Below are 22,492 nucleotides of genomic sequence, written 5' to 3'. Positions count from 1 at the left end.
ATATATAATATGAGAAATCTTTTTAAAATATTATTATTGACGTTTTGCGGAATGGTTGCTATCACTTCATGTAGTGATGATTCTGATGGAATCCCCGGATGGCCCTGGAATGATAATTCAACAGAGGGACCGGAAAATCCGGATGTAACAGAAATCAAGCCACGCTATGTCTGGATTGATGCGGCAGCTAATTTTCCGGATTATGCGAATAATAAGGAGAATATCTCCACAGATATGGTGAAAGTAAAAAACGCAGGGTTTACTGATATCATTGTTGACGTGCGTCCCACTACAGGAGATGTTTTGTTCAACACTACTGCAGTAGATCAGGTGAAGCGAATGGATGTGTGGGGAAGTTCGGGTTATGTATATTATGAACGTACTGAAACATGGGATTACCTGCAGGCATTTATAGATGCAGCCAGAAGTCAGGGGCTGAAAGTACATGCGTCAGTCAATACTTTCGTCGGTGGTTACTTATGTCCCTATAACCTCGGATCAGATGGAATACTGTTCCGTGATGACTCGAAGAAGGAATGGGCAAGTGTGGCTAATCTCGCTGACGGTCTGACAAATACGATGGATTTGTTGAATGACGAGACCGATTATGGAGCTAAATTTTTGAATCCGGCTAACGATGATGTGCAGAACTTCGTTTTGCAGTTACTGGGTGACCTGGCTAAATATGACTTGGATGGAATAATTCTGGACCGTTGCCGTTATGACGATTATGGCTTGGAAAGTGATTTCTCGGCTGTTTCTAAACAGAAGTTTGAAGAGTACATTGGGGAAACAGTTGCTCATTTTCCGGAAGACATTATGGCACCAGGCACAGATGAGATACCTTCAGATCAGCCTGCCTATTTCAAGAAATGGTTGGAATTTCGTGTAAAAGTGATTCACGACTTTATCGTCAAGGCACGTGAGAAAGTAAAATCCGTAAATTCAGAAATCAATTTTGGAGTGTATGTAGGCGCATGGTATTCCAGTTATTATACTTCGGGAGTAAATTGGGCAAGTCCTAAATATGACACCTCAGCCTACTATCCTAAATGGGCAACAGCAGATTATAAGAACTATGGTTATGCCGATCATCTGGATTATATATTCTTAGGTGCTTATGCATCTGTCGATAAGATTTATGGTAGCGGCGAATGGACAATGGAGGGATTTTGCAAAAACGGTCGCGAGTTGCTGAAAGGTGACGTTCCCTTCTCCGGAGGTCCGGACATAGGCAATGGTACCGGATGGACTAACGGTGGACAAGCCGCTAAAATACCTGATGCCATCGACGCATGTATAAACAATAGCGACGGCTTCTTCGCATTCGACCTCTGTCATATCAAGATGTACGACTATTGGAACGCTTTCAAGACAGGATTTGATAACTATCTGGAGTCCGTTCAAAAATAGGAAGTTGATAATTCAATCTGAGAATATACTCAATACAAGTATTCTCCTTTCTATTCATAGCACTAAGTCTGAGCCGCAAGGTTCAGACTTAATGTTAATGAATTGCCTTATTTGTATAAAGAACAATAGATAACTATGAAAATATATTTATTACAACTTGTCATTTTGATGAGTTTGAGTTTGAACTTGCAGGCTCAAAATTTATCCGGTACTATTCGTGGAAAGGTAACCTGTCATGGGAAAGGACTTCAAGGAGTAGTTGTAACGGACGGAATCGACTGTGTTCTGACTAATAAGTCGGGCGAATATGTGCTTGCTCCTCAAAGGGATGCCCGGTTTGTTTACTTGTCCGTGCCTTCCGGTTATCAGCCGAAAACAGAAAAGACCATTCCCTTATTCCATCAACAAATAGAGATGGATAAACAAGACGGATATAATTTTGAGTTGATGAAAAATCCTCAGAATGATGCGAATCATCTGTTTCTGGTGCAGGCTGATGTGCAAGTCACTTCCGAAGACGATGTGAAAGCCTATGGCAGATTCCTGCAGGATATAAAAGAATATGTACAGCCTTATTCGGGAAAAAGAGACATATTCGGTATTGATTGTGGAGACATCGTGGGTGATACCCCCTCTTTGTATCCATCTTACATTAATACCGTATCTACTTTGGACTTTCCCGTTTATCGTGCTATCGGCAACCATGACATGACCTACGGAGGACGTACTTTTGAGTACTCGTACCGTACTTTTGAAAGTTATTTCGGCCCCATCTACTATTCGTTTAATAAAGGAAAAGCCCATTACATTGTACTCGACAATTGTTTCTATGTCAATCGTGACTACCAGTACATCGGATATATTGATGAACGGACTTTTGCATGGCTGGAAAAAGACCTTTCGTATGTGTCCAGGGATAAGCTGGTATTTGTGGTCATGCACATTCCCTCCAGCCTTCAGAAAAAGTTAAGATATAATACTTTGGATCAGGATGAAACAGTGAATACAGCTGCACTATATAAACTCTTGGAGGGCTATAATGCGCATATCATTTCCGGGCATACCCATTTCAATACGAACGTTTGTTTCAATGATTCGTTGATGGAGCATAATACGGCAGCAGTGTGTGGCACTTGGTGGCGTGCAGACATCAATGTAGACGGAACTCCCAGAGGTTACGGTATATATGAAGTGAACGGAGATCAATTGAAGTGGATTTATAAAAGCGCAGGTTATCCGCTGGAACACCAGTTTCATGCTTATCCGGCAGGATCGTCGGATGAATATCCTTCTGATATCATAGCCAATGTATGGAACTGGGATGATCTGTGGAAGGTAGAATGGTATGAAAATGGACAAAGGATGGGCGAAATGCAAAAGTACAAAGGATATGATCCTATGGCAAAAGTCATCTGTTCAGATAAGGAAAAGGTGAAATATGACTGGATATCTCCGGTTCTCACCGAGCATCTCTTTCATGCAACTCCTCATGACCCAAACGCAAGGCTAGAGATTAAGGTGACTGACCGTTTTGGTAATGTATATACTCAAACTATTGAAAACAAATAAACTAAAATCATATGTTCAGAAACAGATACTTTTGGCTACTTATAAGTTTGTTCTTTGTTCTGAAAACAGAAGCTAAAGTAACCCTGACCTCCATTTGGGGAGACAACATGGTGTTGCAGCAACAAGCAGAAGTTACTTTTCGTGGAAAGGCTACTCCCGGAAAACGTGTATATGCTTCCGCTTCATGGAATCATCGGAAAATCTATGCAGATTGTGACCGGAACGGACAATGGACACTGGCTCTTCCGACTCCGGAAGCCGGCGGACCATATACCATTACTTTTTCGGACGGAGAAGAGCTGACCTTAAAAAATATCCTGATCGGTGAAGTCTGGTTCTGCTCCGGACAGTCGAATATGGAAATGCCGGTAAAAGGGTTCCGCGGACAACCGGTCTATGGTTCGCAGCCCTATATCGTGTCCGCTAATCCTAAACGACCATTAAGACTTTACACCGTAAAGAACAATTGGAGCACGACTCCGAAAGAAGAAGGAATAGACGGACAATGGAGTGAAGCATCTTCGGAAGAAGTGGCCGATTTCAGTGCAACAGCTTATTTCTTCGGCAATCTGTTGCAACAATCCTTGGACGTGCCTGTAGGATTAATACATTGCTCCTGGAGTATGTCAAAGATTGAAGCATGGATGGACAAAGAAACCTTATCTCATTTTTCCGAAGTAACCTTGCCGGATACAAATCAGGATAAATTCGAATGGGCTGCCGGGACGCCTACTCTGTTGTGGAACGCAATGGTAAATCCGTGGAAAGGATTCCCTGTCAAAGGAGTTATCTGGTACCAGGGAGAGGCGAATACTCCCGATCCTACTCTTTATAAAAAGCTTTTTCCCGCCATGGTCTCTCAATGGAGAAATTTCTTTCATAATGCTGAAATGCCATTTTATTATGTCCAGATTGCTCCCTGGAAGTCCGAAGGGAATGACAAGTTGGATTGGGCATGGTTCCGTCAATGTCAGTTGGAGCTGATGAAGGAAGTTCCCGGAGTGGGAATGGTGACCACCGGAGACGCAGGCAGCGAACTCTTTATACATTCACCTTATAAGATTAAGGTTGGAGAACGGTTAGCTTATTGGGCACTGGCCCAGACTTACGGCCGAAAAGGGTTCCAATATTCCGGTCCAGTCTACAAGACCTATCGTATCCAGGGAAATGCTGTAGAAATAGACTTTGAATATGGAGAGGAAGGACTGACTCCGGAAAATCAGAATGTGAAAGGTTTTGAGATCGTAGGTTCCGATGGTATATTCCGACCTGCAAAGGCGGAGATCATCAATGGCACATCTACTGTGAAAGTATGGAATGATTCTGTTAGTGACCCGACAGAAGTCCGCTACTGCTTCCGGAATTATGTGCAGGGGGAATTATGCAATAATGCCGGGCTTCCGGCTTCTCCTTTCCGGATCGTCATCAAAAAGAAACCGGCCTTAATGTGGATTGATGCCGAAGCAAACTTTGAGCGCTTCAGTCATAAAGATTCGATTGATTATTACTTGGAAAAAATCAAATCGCTGGGCTTTACACATGCGGTTGTCGACATTCGTCCGATCACAGGGGAAGTTTTATATAAAAGTGAATATGCTCCGCAAATGAAAGAATGGAAAGGAGCCAAAGCCGGTGATTTTGACTATCTGGGATACTTTATCAAAAAAGGGCACGAACTGGGGCTGGAGATACACGCCTCATTGAATGTATTCTGTGCCGGACACAACTATTTTGACCGTGGAATGGTATATAGCGGACATCCGGAATGGGCTTCGATGGTGTACACTCCCGATAAAGGAATCATTCCAATCACCGAAGAGAAGCATAAATATGGTGCCATGATCAATCCTTTGAACGAAGAATATCGTACCCATATCCTGAATGTTCTGAAAGAAGTCGTGAGCAAATATCCCGACCTGGACGGTCTGATGCTCGACCGGGTACGTTACGATGGAATAACCGCTGATTTTTCTTCATTGTCACGTGAGAAGTTTGAAGAATACATCGGTAAAAAAGTCGCAAACTTCCCCGAAGATATTTTCCGTTGGACTAAAAATGCAGATGGGAAATACATAACGCAACCAGGAAAATATTTCCGGAAATGGCTGGAATGGCGTACTAAAAACATTACTGATTTCATGGCGCTTGCCCGTAAAGAAGTAAAGGCAGCCAACCCTGACGTTTCTTTCGGCACCTACACCGGTGCCTGGTATCCATCTTATTATGAAGTAGGCGTAAACTTTGCCAGCAAAGAATATGATCCGGGCAAAGATTTCAGCTGGGCAACACCCGAATATAAAAATTATGGCTATGCCGAGCTGATAGACCTTTATGCTACCGGTAATTATTATACGGACATAACCATCGAGGAATACAGAAAAACGAACCGGAGTATCTGGAACGAAACTGATTCGCAGGCTCAATCCGGTACGTGGTATTGTGTAGAAGGCTCTTGTCAACATTTACGTCAGATATTGAAAGGTAATAAATTTATGGGAGGTATTCTAGTGGACCAATTCTATGACAACCCTGCCAAACTTTCGGAAACGATAGAGATGAACCTTCGCCGTTCGGACGGATTAATGGTATTTGACATCGTACATATCATTACCAAAAATCTGTGGAAAGAAGTAGAGGAAGGAATGAAAAGAGGAGGTTCCTTATGAATAACCGGGCCTATGCATTAGACGCTTTGAGAGGATATGCGATTATTACGATGGTACTTTCTGCTACCATCGTAACGCAGGTGCTCCCCGGTTGGATGAGTCATGCGCAGACGCCGCCACCTGATCATATATTCAATCCTTCTTTGCCCGGCATTACATGGGTAGACCTTGTTTTTCCTTTCTTTCTGTTTGCGATGGGAGCAGCTTTCCCTTTTTCCATAGGTAAGCGTGCAGAGAAAGGTGACTCTAAACTGAAATTAATATATGAAGCGGTGAAACGTGGAGTACAACTGACTTTCTTTGCCATCTTCATTCAGCATTTTTATCCGTATGTGTTGAGTTCTCCGCAGGACATCAGAGCCTGGCTGCTGGCTATTCTTTGCTTTGCGGTTCTGTTTCCGATGTTCATGCGCATTCCTTTGAAAATGCCGGACTGGGCACATACCGGCATAAAGATAGCCGCATACGGAATTGCGGTAATCATGATGCTTACTACTTCTTATGCCGATGGAAGAACGTTCAGTCTGTATTTTAGTAATGTGATTATTCTGTTGTTAGCCAATATGGCCATCTTCGGTTCTGCCCTCTACATTTTTACGATGCATAACCGATGGTTGCGTTTGGGAGTTTTATTGCTGCTGATGGCTGTCATTTTGGGAAGTACTGTCGAAGGTTCCTGGACACAGGTGGTGTTCAATTATACTCCTTTGCCCTGGATGTATCGGTTTGATTATCTGAAATATCTGTTTATTGTAATTCCCGGCAGTATTGCCGGTGAGTACTTGATGGAATGGATGAAGGGCCGAAAAGATACCGAACAGCCAGCTTCACCGCAATACCGTAAGATAGGAATTGCGTTACTGATATTGACTATGGTGATTATTGTATTTAATCTCTATGGGCTTTACACCCGTATGTTGGCTGTGAATTTATTAGCGACACTTGTGCTGTTATTGATTGGCAAATTTATATTCTTACGTCCGACAGAGGGAATCGCTTTGTTATGGAAAAAGCTATTTAATGCCGGAGCATATCTTCTTCTTTTGGGGCTATGTTTTGAACCTTTTCAAGAAGGTATCAAGAAAGATCCTGCCACTTTTAGTTATTTCTTTGTAACTTCCGGTCTAGCATTCCTTGCGCTCTTATTCTTAAGTCTTGTCTGTGATTATTTCAGATGTGTGCGAAGTAGCCGCTTTCTTGTTATGTCCGGGCAGAATCCGATGATCGCTTACGTGGTTAGTGATTTATTCATTATGCCGTTGGCTAATATACTGGGACTTGTCTCGCTGTTGTCTTACTTCCAGCAGAATGCGTGGCTCGGATTCCTTCGGGGAGTAATCATTACGTCTTTAGCTGTCTTGGTAACGATGTTTTTTACTAAGATCAAGTGGTTTTGGAGAACTTGACATCATTCAATAGATATACCCACAGTATAATAACAGGCATTAAAAACAAATTAAACAGAAAACAAAATGATAGATAAATAGCAAAACAGGAAGCATAATTTCCTTATTTTCCTGTTTTTGCTATTTCTATCTTTTGATAGATGAGTAAAGATAGAAAGAGATATGCATAAAATCATGAATTAATATGCATGATTATGAATAAACGAGCGGTCATTTGCATAAAAAACGCCGTATAGTTTGAAATAAACATAAGGTTGATTGAGCTAAAACATAAGGTTGATTGTAAATAAACATAAGGTTGCTTTTAAAGGAACGTCCCATTGCTTTTAAAGCAACGCTAAGTCCGTTTAAAAGGAGCATATTTTAGCTCTAAAATGATGGGTATCTTATTTATTAGACTTTGTTTTAGGATGAAAAATATTAATCAGAATGATGCAAAGTAATATAAAAAGAGAAAGATATTACAGAATAGTGTGAAAAATAACACAAAAAGAATACATCTAGATGTATATTCGCAACAAAGTGATTTCCCGTAACGGCAAATCTCTGTCATTTTATTCTCTATCCTATGAAACGATGGAAATACGCCCGTTAGAGAGTTTATAATTATCAAAATGACAAAATGCCATTTTGATAATTATATAACATGGTAAGTCTTAATAAAACGATTCCTTTTTCAATGGCCATCCTGTGATAGTTGACATATAAGGAATCAATGACATAGCCATTTTCATTTGACCTTTGTAATTTGGATGCCATACTGCTCCTAGGTCTGTAGTCGGATCGCAAAGGCCTTCGGGAAGAACTGCTATATAAACTTTCTTATCATTCAAGTCTTTGCGCATACGCTCCATGTATTGAACGATCTGCCGTTGAGTAATAGCCGGACTGATGCATAATATAGGGACATCTCCGTAATTTGCACGAAGACGGCTTATTAGTAGCTTATAAGCATGAATAAACTCATCTTCCAACGGATATATATTGGTGGAAAAATCATTAGTTCCTAAATTAACAACCACCAAATTGGGCTTGTATGTTTTAAAGTCCCATTTCTTATCCAAATTCATATCAAATGTATTCAGCATACGGTCTTTCATTGTCACGGCAGATATTCGGACGGAATCTCCATAATTGCGGACTACTCCACGTCCGGAATGTGCAATAAGCGTATAATCGGCATTGAAATAGCGGGCGATAATAGTGGCATAAGATAAGTTGCAATTCTCCGTTTCAGCTTTATAAGGTTCGCTACGGTCTTTCCCTTCTACACCATAGCCACACGTCAGCGAGTTACCGATAAATTCGATATGTCTGGACGGGCACTCCGTTTCTTTCATCAGTTCTCCTTTATTGTGAAGCACAAATTGATGAATGGTTGTCTTTCCCCATTCCCCTTCCGTACGTTTTTGAATCAACACATGATGGATGCTTTTATCCATGCCGGAAATGAAATTAATCAAAGTATCTTTACCGGATACTTTTACCGTTTTGTGTAAAAGGCTGTCTACAAAAACATTGTAATAATTAATACCAGTATCTGAAATCTTCATAGACAATTCTCCTCCCGAAAGTCGGGTACGAAGATAAGTACCGGTCCAGTCGAAAGAAACGGAGCCATCACTCTGTATTTCCGTACGTCCCACGTAAGAAACGTTTTCATCATTAGCTTTATAGTATCTGTTCTTTGTAGTTTGAGCATTTACATCTTCAAACAACAGACAGAGGCTAACCAGAACTAACACATTTTTCCACATATCGTTTTCTAAATTAATCAAAGGTAATCACACAACTTCCGGACCCGTCGGATACAATTCTAAGTCCTTTGGCTGTTACTTTATTACCGGTAATTGTTATTGATTTACTTTTCTCTATAATCGTAAAAGACTTCTTTGTATAATCGACAGGCAACTGTATTGTCCTGTCGACGCTCTTCTTGCAATCTATAAAAAGGACCTTTTTATTATCTATAACACCTTCATAACACAGCAAATCATCATCATCAGAAACAGGAGACTTAAACCAAGTATACACTCCGCTCCAATGAATAATATCCCCCTTTTTGTGTTCTCTATCAGCTATAATCTTGTGGTACGTCTTATTGCTGGAATTTCCTATGAATATAATATCATCATCTGATATTTCTTCATGATTTCCCAATCCATCGGCAAACAGATAAGAAGATTGATACGCATTTGCGCTTTTCTCAATGAAACGGCGAAATGACGGATACTCTTTCTTTGTAAAGGTAGAAACATCCTTTTGTACTGTCCAGTCCACATACTTGCCATTGGCAGTTAATGTATGTGTCTCCTTGTCAAACATAGATTGCATTCCGTAATACATTTGTACTGTCACGGGAGACTCATTTTGAAATTCATGAGTAACCAAGACTTGAATGTTATTTCTATAAATAGAATAATTGACAGTCTCAATACATAAGATCTCATTCAGAAGTGTTTTTCCACTACTGGTATCGGCTTTGGAAGGGTTCATTATTTCATTGATTACTTCAATCTTTATCTCTTTTGTCAGAGTCGATAGATCTGTCTTTATTTCTTTTCCGTCGATATAAATACGATAACCGATATTGCGGGCAGTTTGAGTAACTTCATCCAGATAGGGATGATTTCCTCCACACCACCCGTATCCGGTTATATTAAAAGGACCGATATTGTCACTGTAAGCCAGATTCAGAAGAGAAGTCGGAGAAGCATCTGGCAGAGTAGCAGGAGTAGGCATATTGTTGTCAATTGTTCCTACTCTATAAAATGTGAACAGTTCATTGAACATACACTTCTTGAACCAATAAAGAATATCGGTTTTGGCATCTAACTTGGCTGATATATATAAATCTTCGCCGGTTATTTTCACTCTCATTTCTTCGGATATCGTTTCAGTCCCGGGAGAGTCTTCTTCCGCAGAAGGCTTATCCGGGAGTCCGGAAGAAATTCCCGAATCTCCATTCGAGCAGGCTACTAAGTGCCAGGATAAAAATACGAATGCAAGGATTAAACGTTTCGTCATGGCTTCTATCTTTATTTTAATTCAAATTTGAGAACATCTTTGATATCCATAGCTGATGCTGCTATGATAGCTTCAAATTTGCCCGGTTCACAAATCCATTCATGTTTTTCCGCATCAAAAAAGCTTAATGCCTCTTTATCAATAGACAAAGAAACTATTTTTTCTTCACCCGGCATTAATTTTACTTTCTTAAATCTCTTTAATTCTTTCACCGAGCGGGGAAGAGAAGACTTTATGTCTCTGATATAAAGCTGAACAATTTCCTGTCCTTCACGGTTCCCTGTGTTCTTGACAGCTAAACTGAAAGTTATTGTTTCGTCAACTGACATGACTTTCTTGTTTGCTGTTAGTTTTCCATACGCCTACCACTCTGTCTCCAATGGGGTGATTCACATCTTGATAAACAGGAGCTTGCGTCATGAAAGATGATGCCAGAAAAGGCATGATTGCTATGATATTAATTGATTTCATTGTTTTGTTATTCTTGTCCGTATAAACAGTATAAATATAATATGCTGATGGCAGATTCCATCAGCATATTATCCAAATGATTATTATAAGCCTAAGAAAGCTGTCGGTGCATCTGTGGTTATCAGATCAAAACCATTGTCAATACACCATTGCATCTCAGAAGGGATATTTACAGTCCATACATTGGAGGTCATCCCTGAATTTTTCAGATCTTTCAACCAATCCGGATTTTTATGATAAGCCCAATAATTGTAATCTGCCCCGGTAGCTCCCAATTGTTTCAGTTCCTTGGGCGAAATATCCTGTCCCAAATACAAAATTGGAGTTTTAGGAGGTGCCAGACGTATAAACTCACACATCACATGACGGGAAAAAGAGATGTATTCTACTCTGTGAGTCAATTTTTTCTCTTCCACCAACTTTAGGATCATTTCAACGGCTTTCGTTTCACGTTCCGGAGTACTGAGGGGTTTCATCTCCAGTATCAGATGTATTTTAAGTTTCTTCGCTTTATCAAGGAACTGCTCTAAAGTTGGCATATTCTCCCCATTGCTTAACTTTAAAGTGCGTAGCACGTCAGAAGATGTTTTCTCCAGAGAGTATCCGTCATGCCATCCGTCATGATTCAACATCAACTCATCGTCAGCTGTCAGCCATACATCAAATTCCGAACCGTAACAACCTATTGAATCAGCTTTCACTAAAGCTGCTAGCGAGTTCTGTGCAGATCCGGGTGTATTCCAGAATCCACGATGGGCAATAACTTTGGTCTGATGAGATTCTTTTTTTTGCTTGCCACGTCTTGATACAATCAGATTAGCCAGTCTGTCCATGACTTCATGATCTTTCGGGTTCGTTGATTTATACATATCAAGAACAGCATGATTGCCACTATAATAGGCCATTGCAGATGTACGGAAGGCTTGTTGTCTTTCAAAATGATCAATATACGCTACCAGACGATTATAAAACGAGTCCTTGGCATCAAACAATGCTCTTTCGTCAAATTCAAGTTCCATCCCCATGTTCAGAGTGGCGGCAGATTGACATGCTTCTTCCAATCTTTTATCGGGAATAGAGGCTTTAAAAAAGTGGTTCGGTTGTTGATAAGCAATATCAAAGCCTAATTCTTTCCATTGGTTGTAGCCTTTTGCCTGCCAATACGGAATCCAGCAAAATGTTTTGTTCATTGAATGAATATACTTACTTAATGGAACTGACAGATCTTTAGTGAAATCAATATCCTCTGCCAGCCAGTAGAAACCTGATAGTTTCAGATGTTTGTATTTTGCCTGTTTGAATCGCTTCATTAACTCATCGATATACCAACGGGTGGCCTTCACCTGATCCTCTTGTCTGGAAAAGTCCATTGGCTCGCCATCCACTTCTCCCCAATCTTTTTGTCCGGGAAGAACTTCCGGAAGACATAGTACTATCTGATGAGTAAAATCCGGTTTTCCAATTTCTTTAATCTGTGTTCCGATACATCGATCTAAGGCAGACAGCGCTTTTCCATCTTCAAAAAGACGATCTAATAACCATAGCCATTCTTTTTTTCTTGCATTTTTATCTGAGTAGCGTGTTGCAAAGCCACAGCCTTTCCCATCTGTGAACTCCAAAAACAAGAATCCGTCAAATAACCAGTCTTTATGTCCATCTGCAAACTGATGTACCACATAGGGGAGAAATTGATCCGAAGTCCAGTCAATACGATGCACTCCTCCCTGGTAAATAAGTGCCAGATCTTTTATTTTATTCTGTCTATATCCTTTATCTATGGATAGCGCATGACTATCCATAGTAATAAATAACAGACAGAAACATATCAATCCTTTTAGATATAGTGAGAAATAGTTCATAATTTTCATGTTTTTAGTTACATACCCCAAGCATAAACTTCACCAAGACTAACTCTCAGCCCGTCATAAGTCGGATAGGTATCAGTTATTACAAAACGAATGTATCGGGCTTGTGTCGCAGGAACATCCATATTAACGTTGGGTTCTCCGATTTTGGGAGAAGTCCAGTCTTTTAATTTAACCCAATTCTCGTTATCAATACTAGCTTCTACATAACCGGCTTTCGATGTGCCTGCCCAAACGTGTGCTGCTGGTGCAACAGGGTTAGCAAATCCAAATCTGAATAATGTATATTCTTTCCCCATGTCAAATACAAAGTAATAGGGCAAGGGCTCTTTTACATCCCATCGGCATAGCCATTGTGTGCCAGGATTATTGTCTATCAATGATTCCACTCCCCATCCCATATTCAGATACCATCCGCCGTCTTGGGTACAACAGTTGTTGAAATCTATAACACTCCATCCTTTCTTGTCTATTGGGTCCGGTTGGAATTTAACTGTGTACAGTTTGGACGCAGCATCAGGACTTATACCATATTTTGAAACGGAAGTAATGCGTAGTGGAAGTACATAGTCACCAAATAAATAAGTACCCTCTTCCGGTATTAACCCTTTCTTGTGGTATTTAATTTTAATGAATGTTTCCTTCATGCCTGTTAATATAACTCCTTTATTATCTACAGTAAAGGAACTCTCCGGCAACATTTTATAAGCCGTGCCATGAGCGGTATTATAATCAATGACTAACTGAGGATCGACTTCAATCTGAAATGAAATATCTTCGTCATTAGAATAATTAGTTCTTATCTTTACGAACAGTTCTCTTTCATTCAAATCGCCGAAAGTCGGCATAAAATCAGTAACCGGACTCATACCAGGAACATCCATTTGCAAATAAGGTTCCTTAATAGTAGGTACAATAATGGTTTTTAGTCGCTCATCATCTGCAGAGATAAAATTTTGCACCACACTCATTTGTATGGGCAAGCCATATTCCTTTCCCGTAGAAAGAAGATCGGATAGACGGTCGGCATTCCATTTAATATCAAAAGCTTTCCGATAGTCGGAATCGTTGAGACGCAGAGCAGGCTGAAGAATGGTATAACAATCGGAAGGTAATAATTGGATCGATGTTCCATTATCCGTATTATAACTCTGAAGAACAGTCTCGTCAACAGAAATGGAAACTTCTGTCTCCTGCTTTCCTTTCCCACTTTTGATAACAAATAATTGATAGGGGGTATCCATACCACGGAATATCTCCGTTTCTGTATAGGTAGAATGCAATAGTCCGATTTGATCATTAACCATGAGATTATCACGATCATCAGTACATGCCGATGCAATAAAAAGTGCAGCAACTATGAATTGTATTGTCTTATGTTTTTTCATATTTATATCCATTACATATATTTACCATCCGTAATTCTGAGTAATATTCTTCATTTCACTCAATTGTTCTTGATTGATAGGGAAGAAATAATGCTTAGGCTCAAATACCCGAGGACCACCTTTCCAAACATTTGATGTCCGCGACCAAGAATCTTCGTATGAAGTGGCCAATAAATTAAGAGAATATTCCGGTCCGGGAAACTCTTGTTGAGCAATCATCCAGCGACGGGCATCATAATATCGGTGTCCCTCAAAGGCTAATTCTACCATGCGTTCCTTTTGAATCAGCATCCGCAACAAATCCTTATTGCCTTTCACTTCCGGATACGCTGTTTCGAGGGCATTTAAACCGGAACGTTCGCGAACAAGGTTAATATACTTCAATGCTTCCGTTTCATTGCGTTCGGGCTTCTCATTGCAAGCTTCAGCATAGTCAAGATATATTTCGGCCAAACGGAAATAGGGCCAGAATACGGTTCCCCAACTGCCACTTTCTGTATTAAGAGCAGGATCGAGTGGGCGTCTCCACATATATCCGACTTTGACACAATCTCCGGATTCTAAGTACGAGGACGATCCTCCCGTAAAAAAGGTAACTTGTTTTATGCCTTTATATTGATTGATCCAATAAAAACCATTTGGAAATACAGAAGCATAAAAACGGGCGTCACGTCCGACACAGCTATTATGCGCTTTAAATCCAGGTGCAAAACTGACTCCCGGCTGCTTGAAATTTTCTGTAAAACCGGTATTTGTATATCCCGATTGCTCATCAATTACAGGATTCCCGTTATTGTCATATCCGGTAACAGGATATCTTCCGGATTTAGCCATCGGATAAGTATCTACTAATTTCAGAGACGGGCAGAAACCACCGACACCCAATTCACAAACTCTAGGAGGCATGCACCGGCTATACAGATAGAAACCTATAGCTCCGAGTCCAGTATTAGTAGGATTACGTCCCCAGGCACCCCAGATCGTCTCTTTATTCCACTCTTCAAAAAGAACTCCTTGATAAGATTTGATGGCACGCAGTAAAGGGTCTGCTTCAGTCTGGTCTTTGTACAATTCATAGATGTTCATATCTATAACGTCTTTGGCAGCTTTAGCGGCTTTTTCCCATTTTTGAGGATCGGGACTTTGTGGAAAAAGGAAATCACCATACAGATTCTTCATTTGTCCTTTATAAAGATCGCATCCATTATACAATGGACTGGCGGCATAGAGCATTAAGCGCGCTTTGGCAGCCATTGCCGCTCCCTTGGTGATACGTCCTGCCCATTTTGTGAAATCGCTGATCTCTGCAGGAAGTTCTGCAATAGCCTTATCATATTCTTCAGCTATGAAATTTACGTTTTCATCAACTGTATGACGGTCTATCGTTTCCGGTTTTATAAGTTCATCCGATTCGATGTCTCCCCAGATATACACAGGACCATATTGACGGAATAGTTCAAAGTAATAATAAGCTCGCAGAAAACGTGCTTCTGCTTTCATTATACGTCTCGTTTCAGAGTCAATCTCCAAACATTCGTCAACATGGTTCATGAATATACTAGCTTGTTTTATGCCTGTATACTTTGCTTTCCAAATATTATAGTTTGGAGTAGAAGGTCCCCATGATCCATTATTGAAAGAGAGGTAGTTGACCCACTGATACCAGGAGAACATGGCTTCATCACTACGGGGAACTGCGCTTCCTTCTTCCAGATATTCATATTCCCGTGGCAAGTAGCTATAAACATGCGCTAAATACTGTTCGGTAGAGACACGCTTACTAAAGGTTTCGTCTTGTGTAAGCTGGTCGAGCAAAGTCACATCCAGATAATCGTTGCATGATACAAAGCTGAATGCAACGGTGAAGTATAGGAATATTCCTAAAATTCGTATCTTTTTATTCATAGTTCTAATATACTTTAAAAGTTAAGATTAAGACCTAAGGTGATTGTTCTCATCTGAGGATATATATTTCCATAGTTGGAATCGAGTTCGGGATCCCACAATTTGAATTTGCTGAATGTCAAAAGGTTGACACCCTGTGCATAAACACGAATTGATGACATGCCCAGACGTTTATAAATATGCTTCGGAAGGGTATATCCTATCTCCACATTTTTCAAACGAAGAAAACTCATATTACGTTGCCAGTAGGTGGAGGGTTGAAGATTATTCTCTACCTTGCTCATAGAAAGCCGTGGATAAGTAGCATTAGGATTAGGATTGCTGGTTGTCCAACGTTTTTCGGCTACATCTGCGTAAATCTGTCCTAAACGCTCTATATTATCAGAGGCACCATAAAGAGCGTCTCCACCGATAATACGAGTCACATTTCCTACTCCCTGCATAAACAGAGAAGCGTCAAATCCTTTCCAGCCCAGACTAATACCAAATCCATAATTTATTTCCGGTACGTCCGTATAGCCAATCGCTACCTTATCGTATGCGTCGATAACGTTATCACCATTGATGTCTTTATATTTAATATCACCAGGACGAACGTTTCCAAAGTTTTGTTTGGGGCTATTGGCTATATCTTCTTCTGACTCAAAAAGACCTAGAGCTATAAGACCGCGTTGCTGACGATAGGCAAATCCAGCTTCACTTTGGTAGGGCCATATAGGAGTCGGTTTATCATCATACAACTTTTTATTTCGATTGTAAGTGAAATTGGCACGGGCAGAGACATACCAGTCATTAAATCGTTGTTCATACTCCATAGAACCATCGAAACCTTGATTCTTCATTTCTCCAAGATTCACATACTGGGTTTCATTGAGACCGACGATTGAAGGAACACTTTCTTGCTGAATATAGATACCGGTACGCTTTTCATAAAAATAATCAAGTTGGAATTTAAGCTGGTCAAATAAGCCAAGTTCCAGTCCCACATTCGCTTTTTGAGCTTTCTCCCATGAAACATTCAGGTTTCCCGGAATACCTGTAGAAATACCTACGATACTTCCACTACCGGGATTCGTTCCGAAAATATAGCCGTATTGTCCTTCTTTCATGGTGGAGTTGAATGCAAAACGTCTGTTTCCGCCAATCTGGTCATTACCTATTTCTCCATACGAACCTTTGATTTTCAACAGGTGGATAGTAGAACGCAACGGATCCCAGAAAGCTTCGTTGCTTAGCATATATCCTATAGCAAAAGAGGGAAAGAAACCAAAACGTTTGTCAGGTGCGAAATTCTCAGAGCCATTGTATCCGAAGTTAAATTCAGCAAAATAACGGTCGTAATATGAATAAGTAGCTCTACCGGCAATACCGATGTTTTTGTGGGCAAAAGCGTCTACATAATTACCCGGGAAATTGTCTGTATAGTTACGCATACTAAAAAGAAACAAGGCTCCAACACGGTGCTTTTCTCCAAAGAGGCGGTCGTAATTGGCTGAGGCTTCAAAGTTGATAGTACGTGTGCCCGAATTCGTCCGTGTGAGTTTCATATAATCACTACCTTCAGTACTCCTTACAAAGTCAAGATTTCCTTCTTCATCACGTCCTGTTGCATAGTAGGTAGATGGTGTTACAATGCGGTTTAGTGTATGCGCATTGTAGGCGTCCCATGAGAACTTAACATTGGCTTTTAATCCCGGAGTTACCATTTTTGAGAAATCCTGTGTAAGCGAAATAAGTGATTGCGCATTGTTGAAGAAATCCTGCGAGTACCCAGAGTTATTCAGGCTGTTATAAGGATTGGTACCCGTACTTGGTTTAGCTAAAGTGCCATCTGAATAAATAGTAGGAGTAGCTATCGGAGAAGTTCGGATCATATAAGCATACAAATCTGATAGTGAACCATAAGGACGGTTCTTGGTCTCATATTGATTGGACAGTGAGAGACTCAGCTCAGTAGATGAAGTTACATTGATATCAATATTTGAACGAAAACTAAACTTGTTATAGCGCATTGAAGCATCGTAGCGGTCTTTATCCGAAATATTGAATACACTGCCTTCCGAATAAAAGGAGCCGCCTACATAATAACGTATTTTAGGAGATCCCCCGGTAACGTTGATATTCACGCGTGTGGTGTTGGAGAAGTCTTTAAACAATGTTTGCATCCAATCTACATTCGGGTAAAGATCCGGATCTGTATTATTCAGGTATTTTGCTTTTTCTTCAGGTTGTATAGCCAAGCGTCCGGATGATTCCAAAGTAATATCATTATAATAATTGATCCATTGTTCCGTATTAGCCAATTCGGGCATACGTACTGGATTGGTAAAACCATATTCTACGCGTGCATTAATCTTAGGTGCTGATTCGGTTCCACGTTTTGTCGTGATAAGTACAATACCATTGGCTCCACGCACTCCATATAATGCTGTTGCGGTAGCGTCTTTCAGAATAGAGAAAGAAGCGATATCCTCAACATCTACAAGGTCCATACTACGTTCTACTCCATCAACCAGCACTAAAGGTTTGTTGCCTGCACCGAAAGTATTGATACCCCGAATCCAAAAATCAGCACCTGCACCCGGTTCACCTGAACGCTGCATGACAACTATACCAGCCAACTGTCCGGCCAAACCGGAACTCAATTTAGCAACAGGCATTTTCAGCTCATTCATCGAAACTGTATTGATGGCACCAATAACGCTTGCTTTTCGCTGTTTACCATATGCTACTACGGTAACTTCGTCAAGTTCTGCTGTTTGGGGTTGCATTTTAACTACGATATTTGTTTGCTTACCCACCAAAATAGTCTGCGTTTCCATTCCAAGAAAAGAAACGACTAGTTTATCTGTTGGCAAGACTTCTATCACAAATGTTCCGTCCAAGTCAGTGATAACTCCCCTTGAACGTCCTTCTACCAATATTGATGCACTGGGAATAGGTTCTCCAAATTCATCCAAGACTTTTCCTGTTACTTTCTTGCCAGGATTGTCCTTTACTTCTTTGATCTCATCTTTTTGTAAAGAATGAGCGAGAGTATTACTGGCGTTCATGTTTACTAGTGATAATAAACAGAATGTCGTAACAGTCCAGATTTTAATTGAAAAAATGTTTTTTCGTAAGTCCGACATCATACATTAATAATTTAAAGTTAAGTAATTCTGTATTTTTTTCTTCTTTAGATTTGATAATTTCCTTAATTATAAGTTCGGTATTATATTCATAGGCTGTTTTGTTTTATAATTTATAATTATTTTGAGGTATGTACTTAATAAAAATATTGCATATATTTCTCAGATAATGTCTTGGCCAACAATATCGGGTTCTCTCCAGAAATTATAGGATGGTGCTCTTTGGATAATGTCCACTCATATTCGAAGTCAGTAATTGATTGATAAAATTGTTTTTCATCAAACTTCTGGCCGGATAATGAAGCGGTTATTACTTCTGTTGTAAAGCGCTTCCAACGTTCACGATAATAACTGTAAGTTAATCCACCCCAGCCCCTGTTTGCATAGTCATTTAACTGGGTTGCCTTTTGTCCCCATACTGTCAGGATACAACGTGCATTTTCCTCATAATATTCTTTTTCAGCTTCTGTTTTTCCAAAAGAACGTGCATCGTCAATCCACTTACCGATTGAGAAATTGGTTTCACAGGATAACAGACGGTCTGTATCTATCAATAGTGCATCCATTTGATCGGCCCATTTCTTCATTCCATCTATGTCTTTTTCTGAATAACATTGAGTGAAATGATCTCTAAACGAGGAAAAGAGATTTCCTAATACTTGCCGTCCTACATTTATTACATCAAATCGATATCCAGTATTGTTTATATGACTGGCTTTCAACATTTCTGTCCAAATATCCCATAAGTCACGATTGTTGTAAGTGATGTCCGGATAGGTATTCCAACTATCTGTGCCCACTAACATTGGACGTGCATTCATTAAAACGGCTTGCCCTGCTGTTGCATACTTTTTATATATTTTTTTATGTAATGAATCCCATGCTTTCAGAATATGTCTATCTTGATTTCCCCCTCTGCATTTTGCCCAGTTTTGAATCCATTGATCAGTTGTTAACGGATAATCCCATGCCTGGTCAAATACAAATTCATACATAAAAGGATTCACATCGAAGCCTTCCAAGGTAGCTCCTAGGCCATATACATTCTCACCACCTTCTACAAAGAGTTTTTCAATTTTGACATCAACATCATCCAGATTTCCGACCATCATGGAGTTTCCACCAAAATTGCCTAAGTAGCACCACATATATGGTTTTCCGTAGTACATTTCCGTATTCCTCCATATTTCTGTACTGTCACAATAGTAATCCAACAGTATGAGTTTGTCATCTGGCACAGCCTCCAGGAAAGAACGGATTCTGGGTTGTGTCCATTTCTTTTGATCATGGTAAAACATCCATGTCATTTGCAACCACTTAGCCTCAGCATCTACTTGATAAATGGACTCATATATCTTCTTAGAAACCTTTGCCAGGAAATCTTCATTCCAATTTGGAGAATCAACCTCATTAAAAGGATCAATTCCATAAATATGATCTGTGCCATATATTGCCGTCTGCTCTTCCAAATACATTTTTTGAATGATGTTGAACAGAGAGTCCATTGGTTCTATAAAATGACTGCGATATTTTGAATCATATCCTCCCCATTGACTCATTTCGTGAATTTTGGCATCTGGATAGATTGCTTTAAGTTCTTTAGGTACGTGCCCAGAAAATGCAGGTAAAACAGGGGTCATATTAAAGTCGCGTTCCCTCTTTAATATTTGTTTCTGTAATACTTCTTGTTGCTCCAACCATGATTTCGGCAGGGGACTTTGCCAATAATCGACATTAGACATACGATGCCAGGGCAAGTGCGCAGGTCCTGTGAAATATGAACGTATTTGTTCATCGTTTAATCCTAATTTGCTCCAGACCTTATACCATACTGTCTCTTGTCCACTGATAGCTAATGGCATCGTAATTCCATTTAATGCCATCCAGTCAATCAACCTTTCCCAATCAGACCATTTCCAATAAGGCATTGTATATCCAAATGTACAGTAGTTCAAGAAGAAACGATTGTCACACTTAGAACGGATAGATATTGGTTGAGGAATTACTGGTAACTCTTCGGGCATATCAATGCTATCAGAGGCATACCAAGATACATTCGTATGGCAGTAATATTTCAGATAATGGTTAAGACCTACGGCCAAAGAATTATTATTATTTCCTTTTATGCAAATTTTCTTGTGTGCCGATTCTAGTATAAAACGATCCATCTGGTTTGAGTCATTTAGTAATTCAAATTCAAAAGAATCTGCATGTTGAGGAAATAATCTCTGGCACATCTGTTCTAATACTGGGTTACTTGATCCAGTATCCTTTCTACAACTTGTAAAAAGAAAAATTGTAAGTATTATATAGAAGTATTGTCTGTTCATATCAGGGTAATAAAAATAAGAATGTATTATATGTTAGATATTTGATTTTCATGGATGTATAATTTCATTTGTTTCTCGTAACTCTTCCAGTACTTTCCAGCATTGAAATAATCCCCTTGGTACATGAAAGCAGCCTTTCCATTTCCCACCTTTGAGTGGCAGCAATACTTCTCCCTGCCGATTCAGATAACCGAACCATTCCGGATATTCCGGATCTTTGAAATGTGTCCATGTGTAGTCATGTACCTTCTCAAACCATTCCAAACATCTTTTATCTCCGGTCAGCTGATAACCTTTCAATAATGAAATCAAAGATTCAATGTGTACCCACCAAAGTTTCTGATCCCACTCCAGTTGTTGGGGAGGACAACCGTTACGGTCCATAAAGTAATAGATGCCGCCACATTGCTTGTCCCAACCGTAATCAAGCATTGTTAAGGTGGTTAACATTGCTTGTTGTATGAGCTCCGGTCGGTCCAGCCTTTTGCCCAGATCCATGATAAACCACATCGCTTCGATAGCATGACCGGGGGTCACCTGACGACCTTCGAAGCAATCCACCAGATTACCGTCCATATCGACATTCTCAACAATGATACCACCCAGCTCCGGACGATAAAAGACATTCATCACTTCATGGATGCAGGTTTCCATTGTTAGTTTTAAGTAGTCAGGGTCCAGCAGATGTTCTATCTCCAAAGCCAGATTGCAAAGGATCATCGGGAGAGCGAAGTTCTTCAAGTTTCGTGTATCTGGATGAAGCTTATTCCATTTACCTTTCGGATTATCAACTTTAGAGAGTATGATTTCAAAAGTTTTTTTTGCTATGTCTGCATATTCCTGACTTCCGGTAGCAAGACTCAACTGCCCGAAGGCCATGGTGGCAAAAGTATATGAGAAAATATTGTATGGTTCTACTAATGGTCTACCCGAACGATTGAGTGAAAAATACCAGTTGTAATCTCCATTATGTCCATATTTTTTCAAGAACTCACCACCCAGAACGGCACAATCCAGCCATTCCTGTCGTTTTTCCACTTTGTTGTAAAGCATGGAGAACATCCATACCTCACGTCCCTGCAACCAGATGAATTTATCTGTATCAAAAACTCCTCCTTTGCGGTCTAAGCAGGTGAAATAACCGCCAAACTCAAGATCTTGAGAGTGTTCGAGCCAGAATGGAAGGACATTATCCAATAATTCATTCCGATATTGATTGGCTAGTGTTTTAAAATCCATATATCTTTAAGTGTTAAGTTATTAAGGTTTCTTTCTTCTACTGTTCCGACCGGGTCCAGTATCTTTCAATCTCTTCCAGTGA

Annotated in this window: 13 protein-coding genes and 2 pseudogenes; 4 read left to right on the top strand and 11 right to left on the bottom strand. The window is 40.1% G+C overall.

Annotated features, from left to right (window positions below):
• The first annotated feature begins 9 nt into the window (after positions 1 to 9).
• The 4 genes from KTR07_RS24640 to KTR07_RS24625 all read left to right on the top strand — a co-directional run bounded on the left by KTR07_RS24640 (position 10) and on the right by KTR07_RS24625 (position 7,054).
• Positions 10 to 1,413: an alpha amylase family protein gene (locus KTR07_RS24640; protein ID WP_008766057.1), complete on the top strand. Its 1,404-nt coding sequence runs from the start codon at positions 10 to 12 to the stop codon at positions 1,411 to 1,413.
• Between the two features lie 135 nt (positions 1,414 to 1,548).
• Positions 1,549 to 2,982: a calcineurin-like phosphoesterase C-terminal domain-containing protein gene (locus tag KTR07_RS24635; protein WP_016267817.1), complete on the top strand. Its 1,434-nt coding sequence runs from the start codon at positions 1,549 to 1,551 to the stop codon at positions 2,980 to 2,982.
• 11 nt (positions 2,983 to 2,993) lie between these two features.
• Positions 2,994 to 5,648, top strand: a complete 2,655-nt coding sequence (locus KTR07_RS24630) for an alpha amylase family protein (RefSeq protein WP_217315525.1) — start codon at positions 2,994 to 2,996, stop codon at positions 5,646 to 5,648.
• The gene (locus tag KTR07_RS24625; RefSeq protein WP_016267819.1) at positions 5,645 to 7,054 is read left to right on the top strand and encodes a DUF5009 domain-containing protein; all 1,410 of its coding nucleotides are present in this window, start codon (positions 5,645 to 5,647) and stop codon (positions 7,052 to 7,054) included. Before KTR07_RS24630 ends, KTR07_RS24625 begins: the two co-directional genes overlap by 4 nt.
• A 656-nt stretch (positions 7,055 to 7,710) precedes the next feature.
• Here KTR07_RS24625 and KTR07_RS24620 read toward each other — a convergent pair.
• The 11 genes and pseudogenes from KTR07_RS24620 to KTR07_RS24575 all read right to left on the bottom strand — a co-directional run bounded on the left by KTR07_RS24620 (position 7,711) and on the right by KTR07_RS24575 (position 22,410).
• The gene (locus tag KTR07_RS24620; RefSeq protein ID WP_217315524.1) at positions 7,711 to 8,811 is read right to left on the bottom strand and encodes an SGNH/GDSL hydrolase family protein; all 1,101 of its coding nucleotides are present in this window, start codon (positions 8,809 to 8,811) and stop codon (positions 7,711 to 7,713) included.
• 13 nt (positions 8,812 to 8,824) lie between these two features.
• Entirely contained in the window at positions 8,825 to 10,081 is a 1,257-nt protein-coding gene (locus KTR07_RS24615; protein ID WP_016267822.1) for a hypothetical protein, read from the bottom strand.
• A gap of 11 nt (positions 10,082 to 10,092) precedes the next feature.
• Positions 10,093 to 10,443 (bottom strand): annotated as a pseudogene (locus tag KTR07_RS24610) (fibronectin type III-like domain-contianing protein); the annotation flags it as partial.
• Positions 10,400 to 10,552 carry a hypothetical protein gene (locus KTR07_RS24605; RefSeq protein ID WP_162838067.1) on the bottom strand — a complete coding sequence of 51 codons (153 nt, stop codon included), beginning with the start codon at positions 10,550 to 10,552 and terminating at the stop codon, positions 10,400 to 10,402. The gene KTR07_RS24605 and the pseudogene KTR07_RS24610, both read right to left, overlap by 44 nt.
• Before the next feature lie 83 nt (positions 10,553 to 10,635).
• Positions 10,636 to 11,385: a glycerophosphodiester phosphodiesterase gene (locus KTR07_RS28835; RefSeq protein WP_050581214.1), complete on the bottom strand. Its 750-nt coding sequence runs from the start codon at positions 11,383 to 11,385 to the stop codon at positions 10,636 to 10,638.
• Positions 11,383 to 12,351, bottom strand: a pseudogene (locus KTR07_RS28830) (DUF4855 domain-containing protein); the annotation flags it as partial. The pseudogene KTR07_RS28830 and the gene KTR07_RS28835, both read right to left, overlap by 3 nt.
• A 77-nt stretch (positions 12,352 to 12,428) precedes the next feature.
• A complete protein-coding gene (locus tag KTR07_RS24595; RefSeq protein ID WP_224200357.1) occupies positions 12,429 to 13,805 on the bottom strand; it encodes a BT_3987 domain-containing protein in 1,377 nt (458 codons plus the stop codon).
• A 21-nt stretch (positions 13,806 to 13,826) separates the two neighbouring features.
• A complete protein-coding gene (locus KTR07_RS24590; protein ID WP_011107269.1) occupies positions 13,827 to 15,710 on the bottom strand; it encodes a RagB/SusD family nutrient uptake outer membrane protein in 1,884 nt (627 codons plus the stop codon).
• Between the two features lie 14 nt (positions 15,711 to 15,724).
• Positions 15,725 to 18,844 (bottom strand): TonB-dependent receptor, encoded by a 3,120-nt coding sequence (locus KTR07_RS24585; RefSeq protein WP_011107268.1) that lies wholly within the window; start codon positions 18,842 to 18,844, stop codon positions 15,725 to 15,727.
• Between the two features lie 134 nt (positions 18,845 to 18,978).
• On the bottom strand, positions 18,979 to 21,171 hold the full coding sequence (locus tag KTR07_RS24580; protein WP_011107267.1) for an alpha-N-acetylglucosaminidase: 2,193 nt from the start codon (positions 21,169 to 21,171) through the stop codon (positions 18,979 to 18,981).
• Between the two features lie 48 nt (positions 21,172 to 21,219).
• A complete protein-coding gene (locus KTR07_RS24575) occupies positions 21,220 to 22,410 on the bottom strand; it encodes an AGE family epimerase/isomerase (protein WP_008766045.1) in 1,191 nt (396 codons plus the stop codon).
• Positions 22,411 to 22,492 lie beyond the last annotated feature (82 nt).

The organism is Bacteroides sp. MSK.20.82, from assembly GCF_019052485.1.
In the GTDB taxonomy this organism is placed as follows: domain Bacteria; phylum Bacteroidota; class Bacteroidia; order Bacteroidales; family Bacteroidaceae; genus Bacteroides; species Bacteroides thetaiotaomicron.
This window is presented reverse-complemented; position numbering and strand designations above follow the sequence as displayed.

Bases quoted from the DNA above. Each gene is read 5' to 3' on its own strand.
- KTR07_RS24640 (WP_008766057.1), top strand. From the start codon at position 10: ATGAGAAATCTTTTTAAAATATTATTATTGACGTTTTGCGGAATGGTT.
- KTR07_RS24635 (WP_016267817.1), top strand. From the start codon at position 1,549: ATGAAAATATATTTATTACAACTTGTCATTTTGATGAGTTTGAGTTTG.
- KTR07_RS24630 (WP_217315525.1), top strand. From the start codon at position 2,994: ATGTTCAGAAACAGATACTTTTGGCTACTTATAAGTTTGTTCTTTGTT.
- KTR07_RS24625 (WP_016267819.1), top strand. From the start codon at position 5,645: ATGAATAACCGGGCCTATGCATTAGACGCTTTGAGAGGATATGCGATT.
- KTR07_RS24620 (WP_217315524.1), bottom strand. From the start codon at position 8,811: ATGTGGAAAAATGTGTTAGTTCTGGTTAGCCTCTGTCTGTTGTTTGAA.
- KTR07_RS24615 (WP_016267822.1), bottom strand. From the start codon at position 10,081: ATGACGAAACGTTTAATCCTTGCATTCGTATTTTTATCCTGGCACTTA.
- KTR07_RS24605 (WP_162838067.1), bottom strand. From the start codon at position 10,552: ATGAAATCAATTAATATCATAGCAATCATGCCTTTTCTGGCATCATCT.
- KTR07_RS28835 (WP_050581214.1), bottom strand. From the start codon at position 11,385: ATGGACAGACTGGCTAATCTGATTGTATCAAGACGTGGCAAGCAAAAA.
- KTR07_RS24595 (WP_224200357.1), bottom strand. From the start codon at position 13,805: ATGAAAAAACATAAGACAATACAATTCATAGTTGCTGCACTTTTTATT.
- KTR07_RS24590 (WP_011107269.1), bottom strand. From the start codon at position 15,710: ATGAATAAAAAGATACGAATTTTAGGAATATTCCTATACTTCACCGTT.
- KTR07_RS24585 (WP_011107268.1), bottom strand. From the start codon at position 18,844: ATGATGTCGGACTTACGAAAAAACATTTTTTCAATTAAAATCTGGACT.
- KTR07_RS24580 (WP_011107267.1), bottom strand. From the start codon at position 21,171: ATGAACAGACAATACTTCTATATAATACTTACAATTTTTCTTTTTACA.
- KTR07_RS24575 (WP_008766045.1), bottom strand. From the start codon at position 22,410: ATGGATTTTAAAACACTAGCCAATCAATATCGGAATGAATTATTGGAT.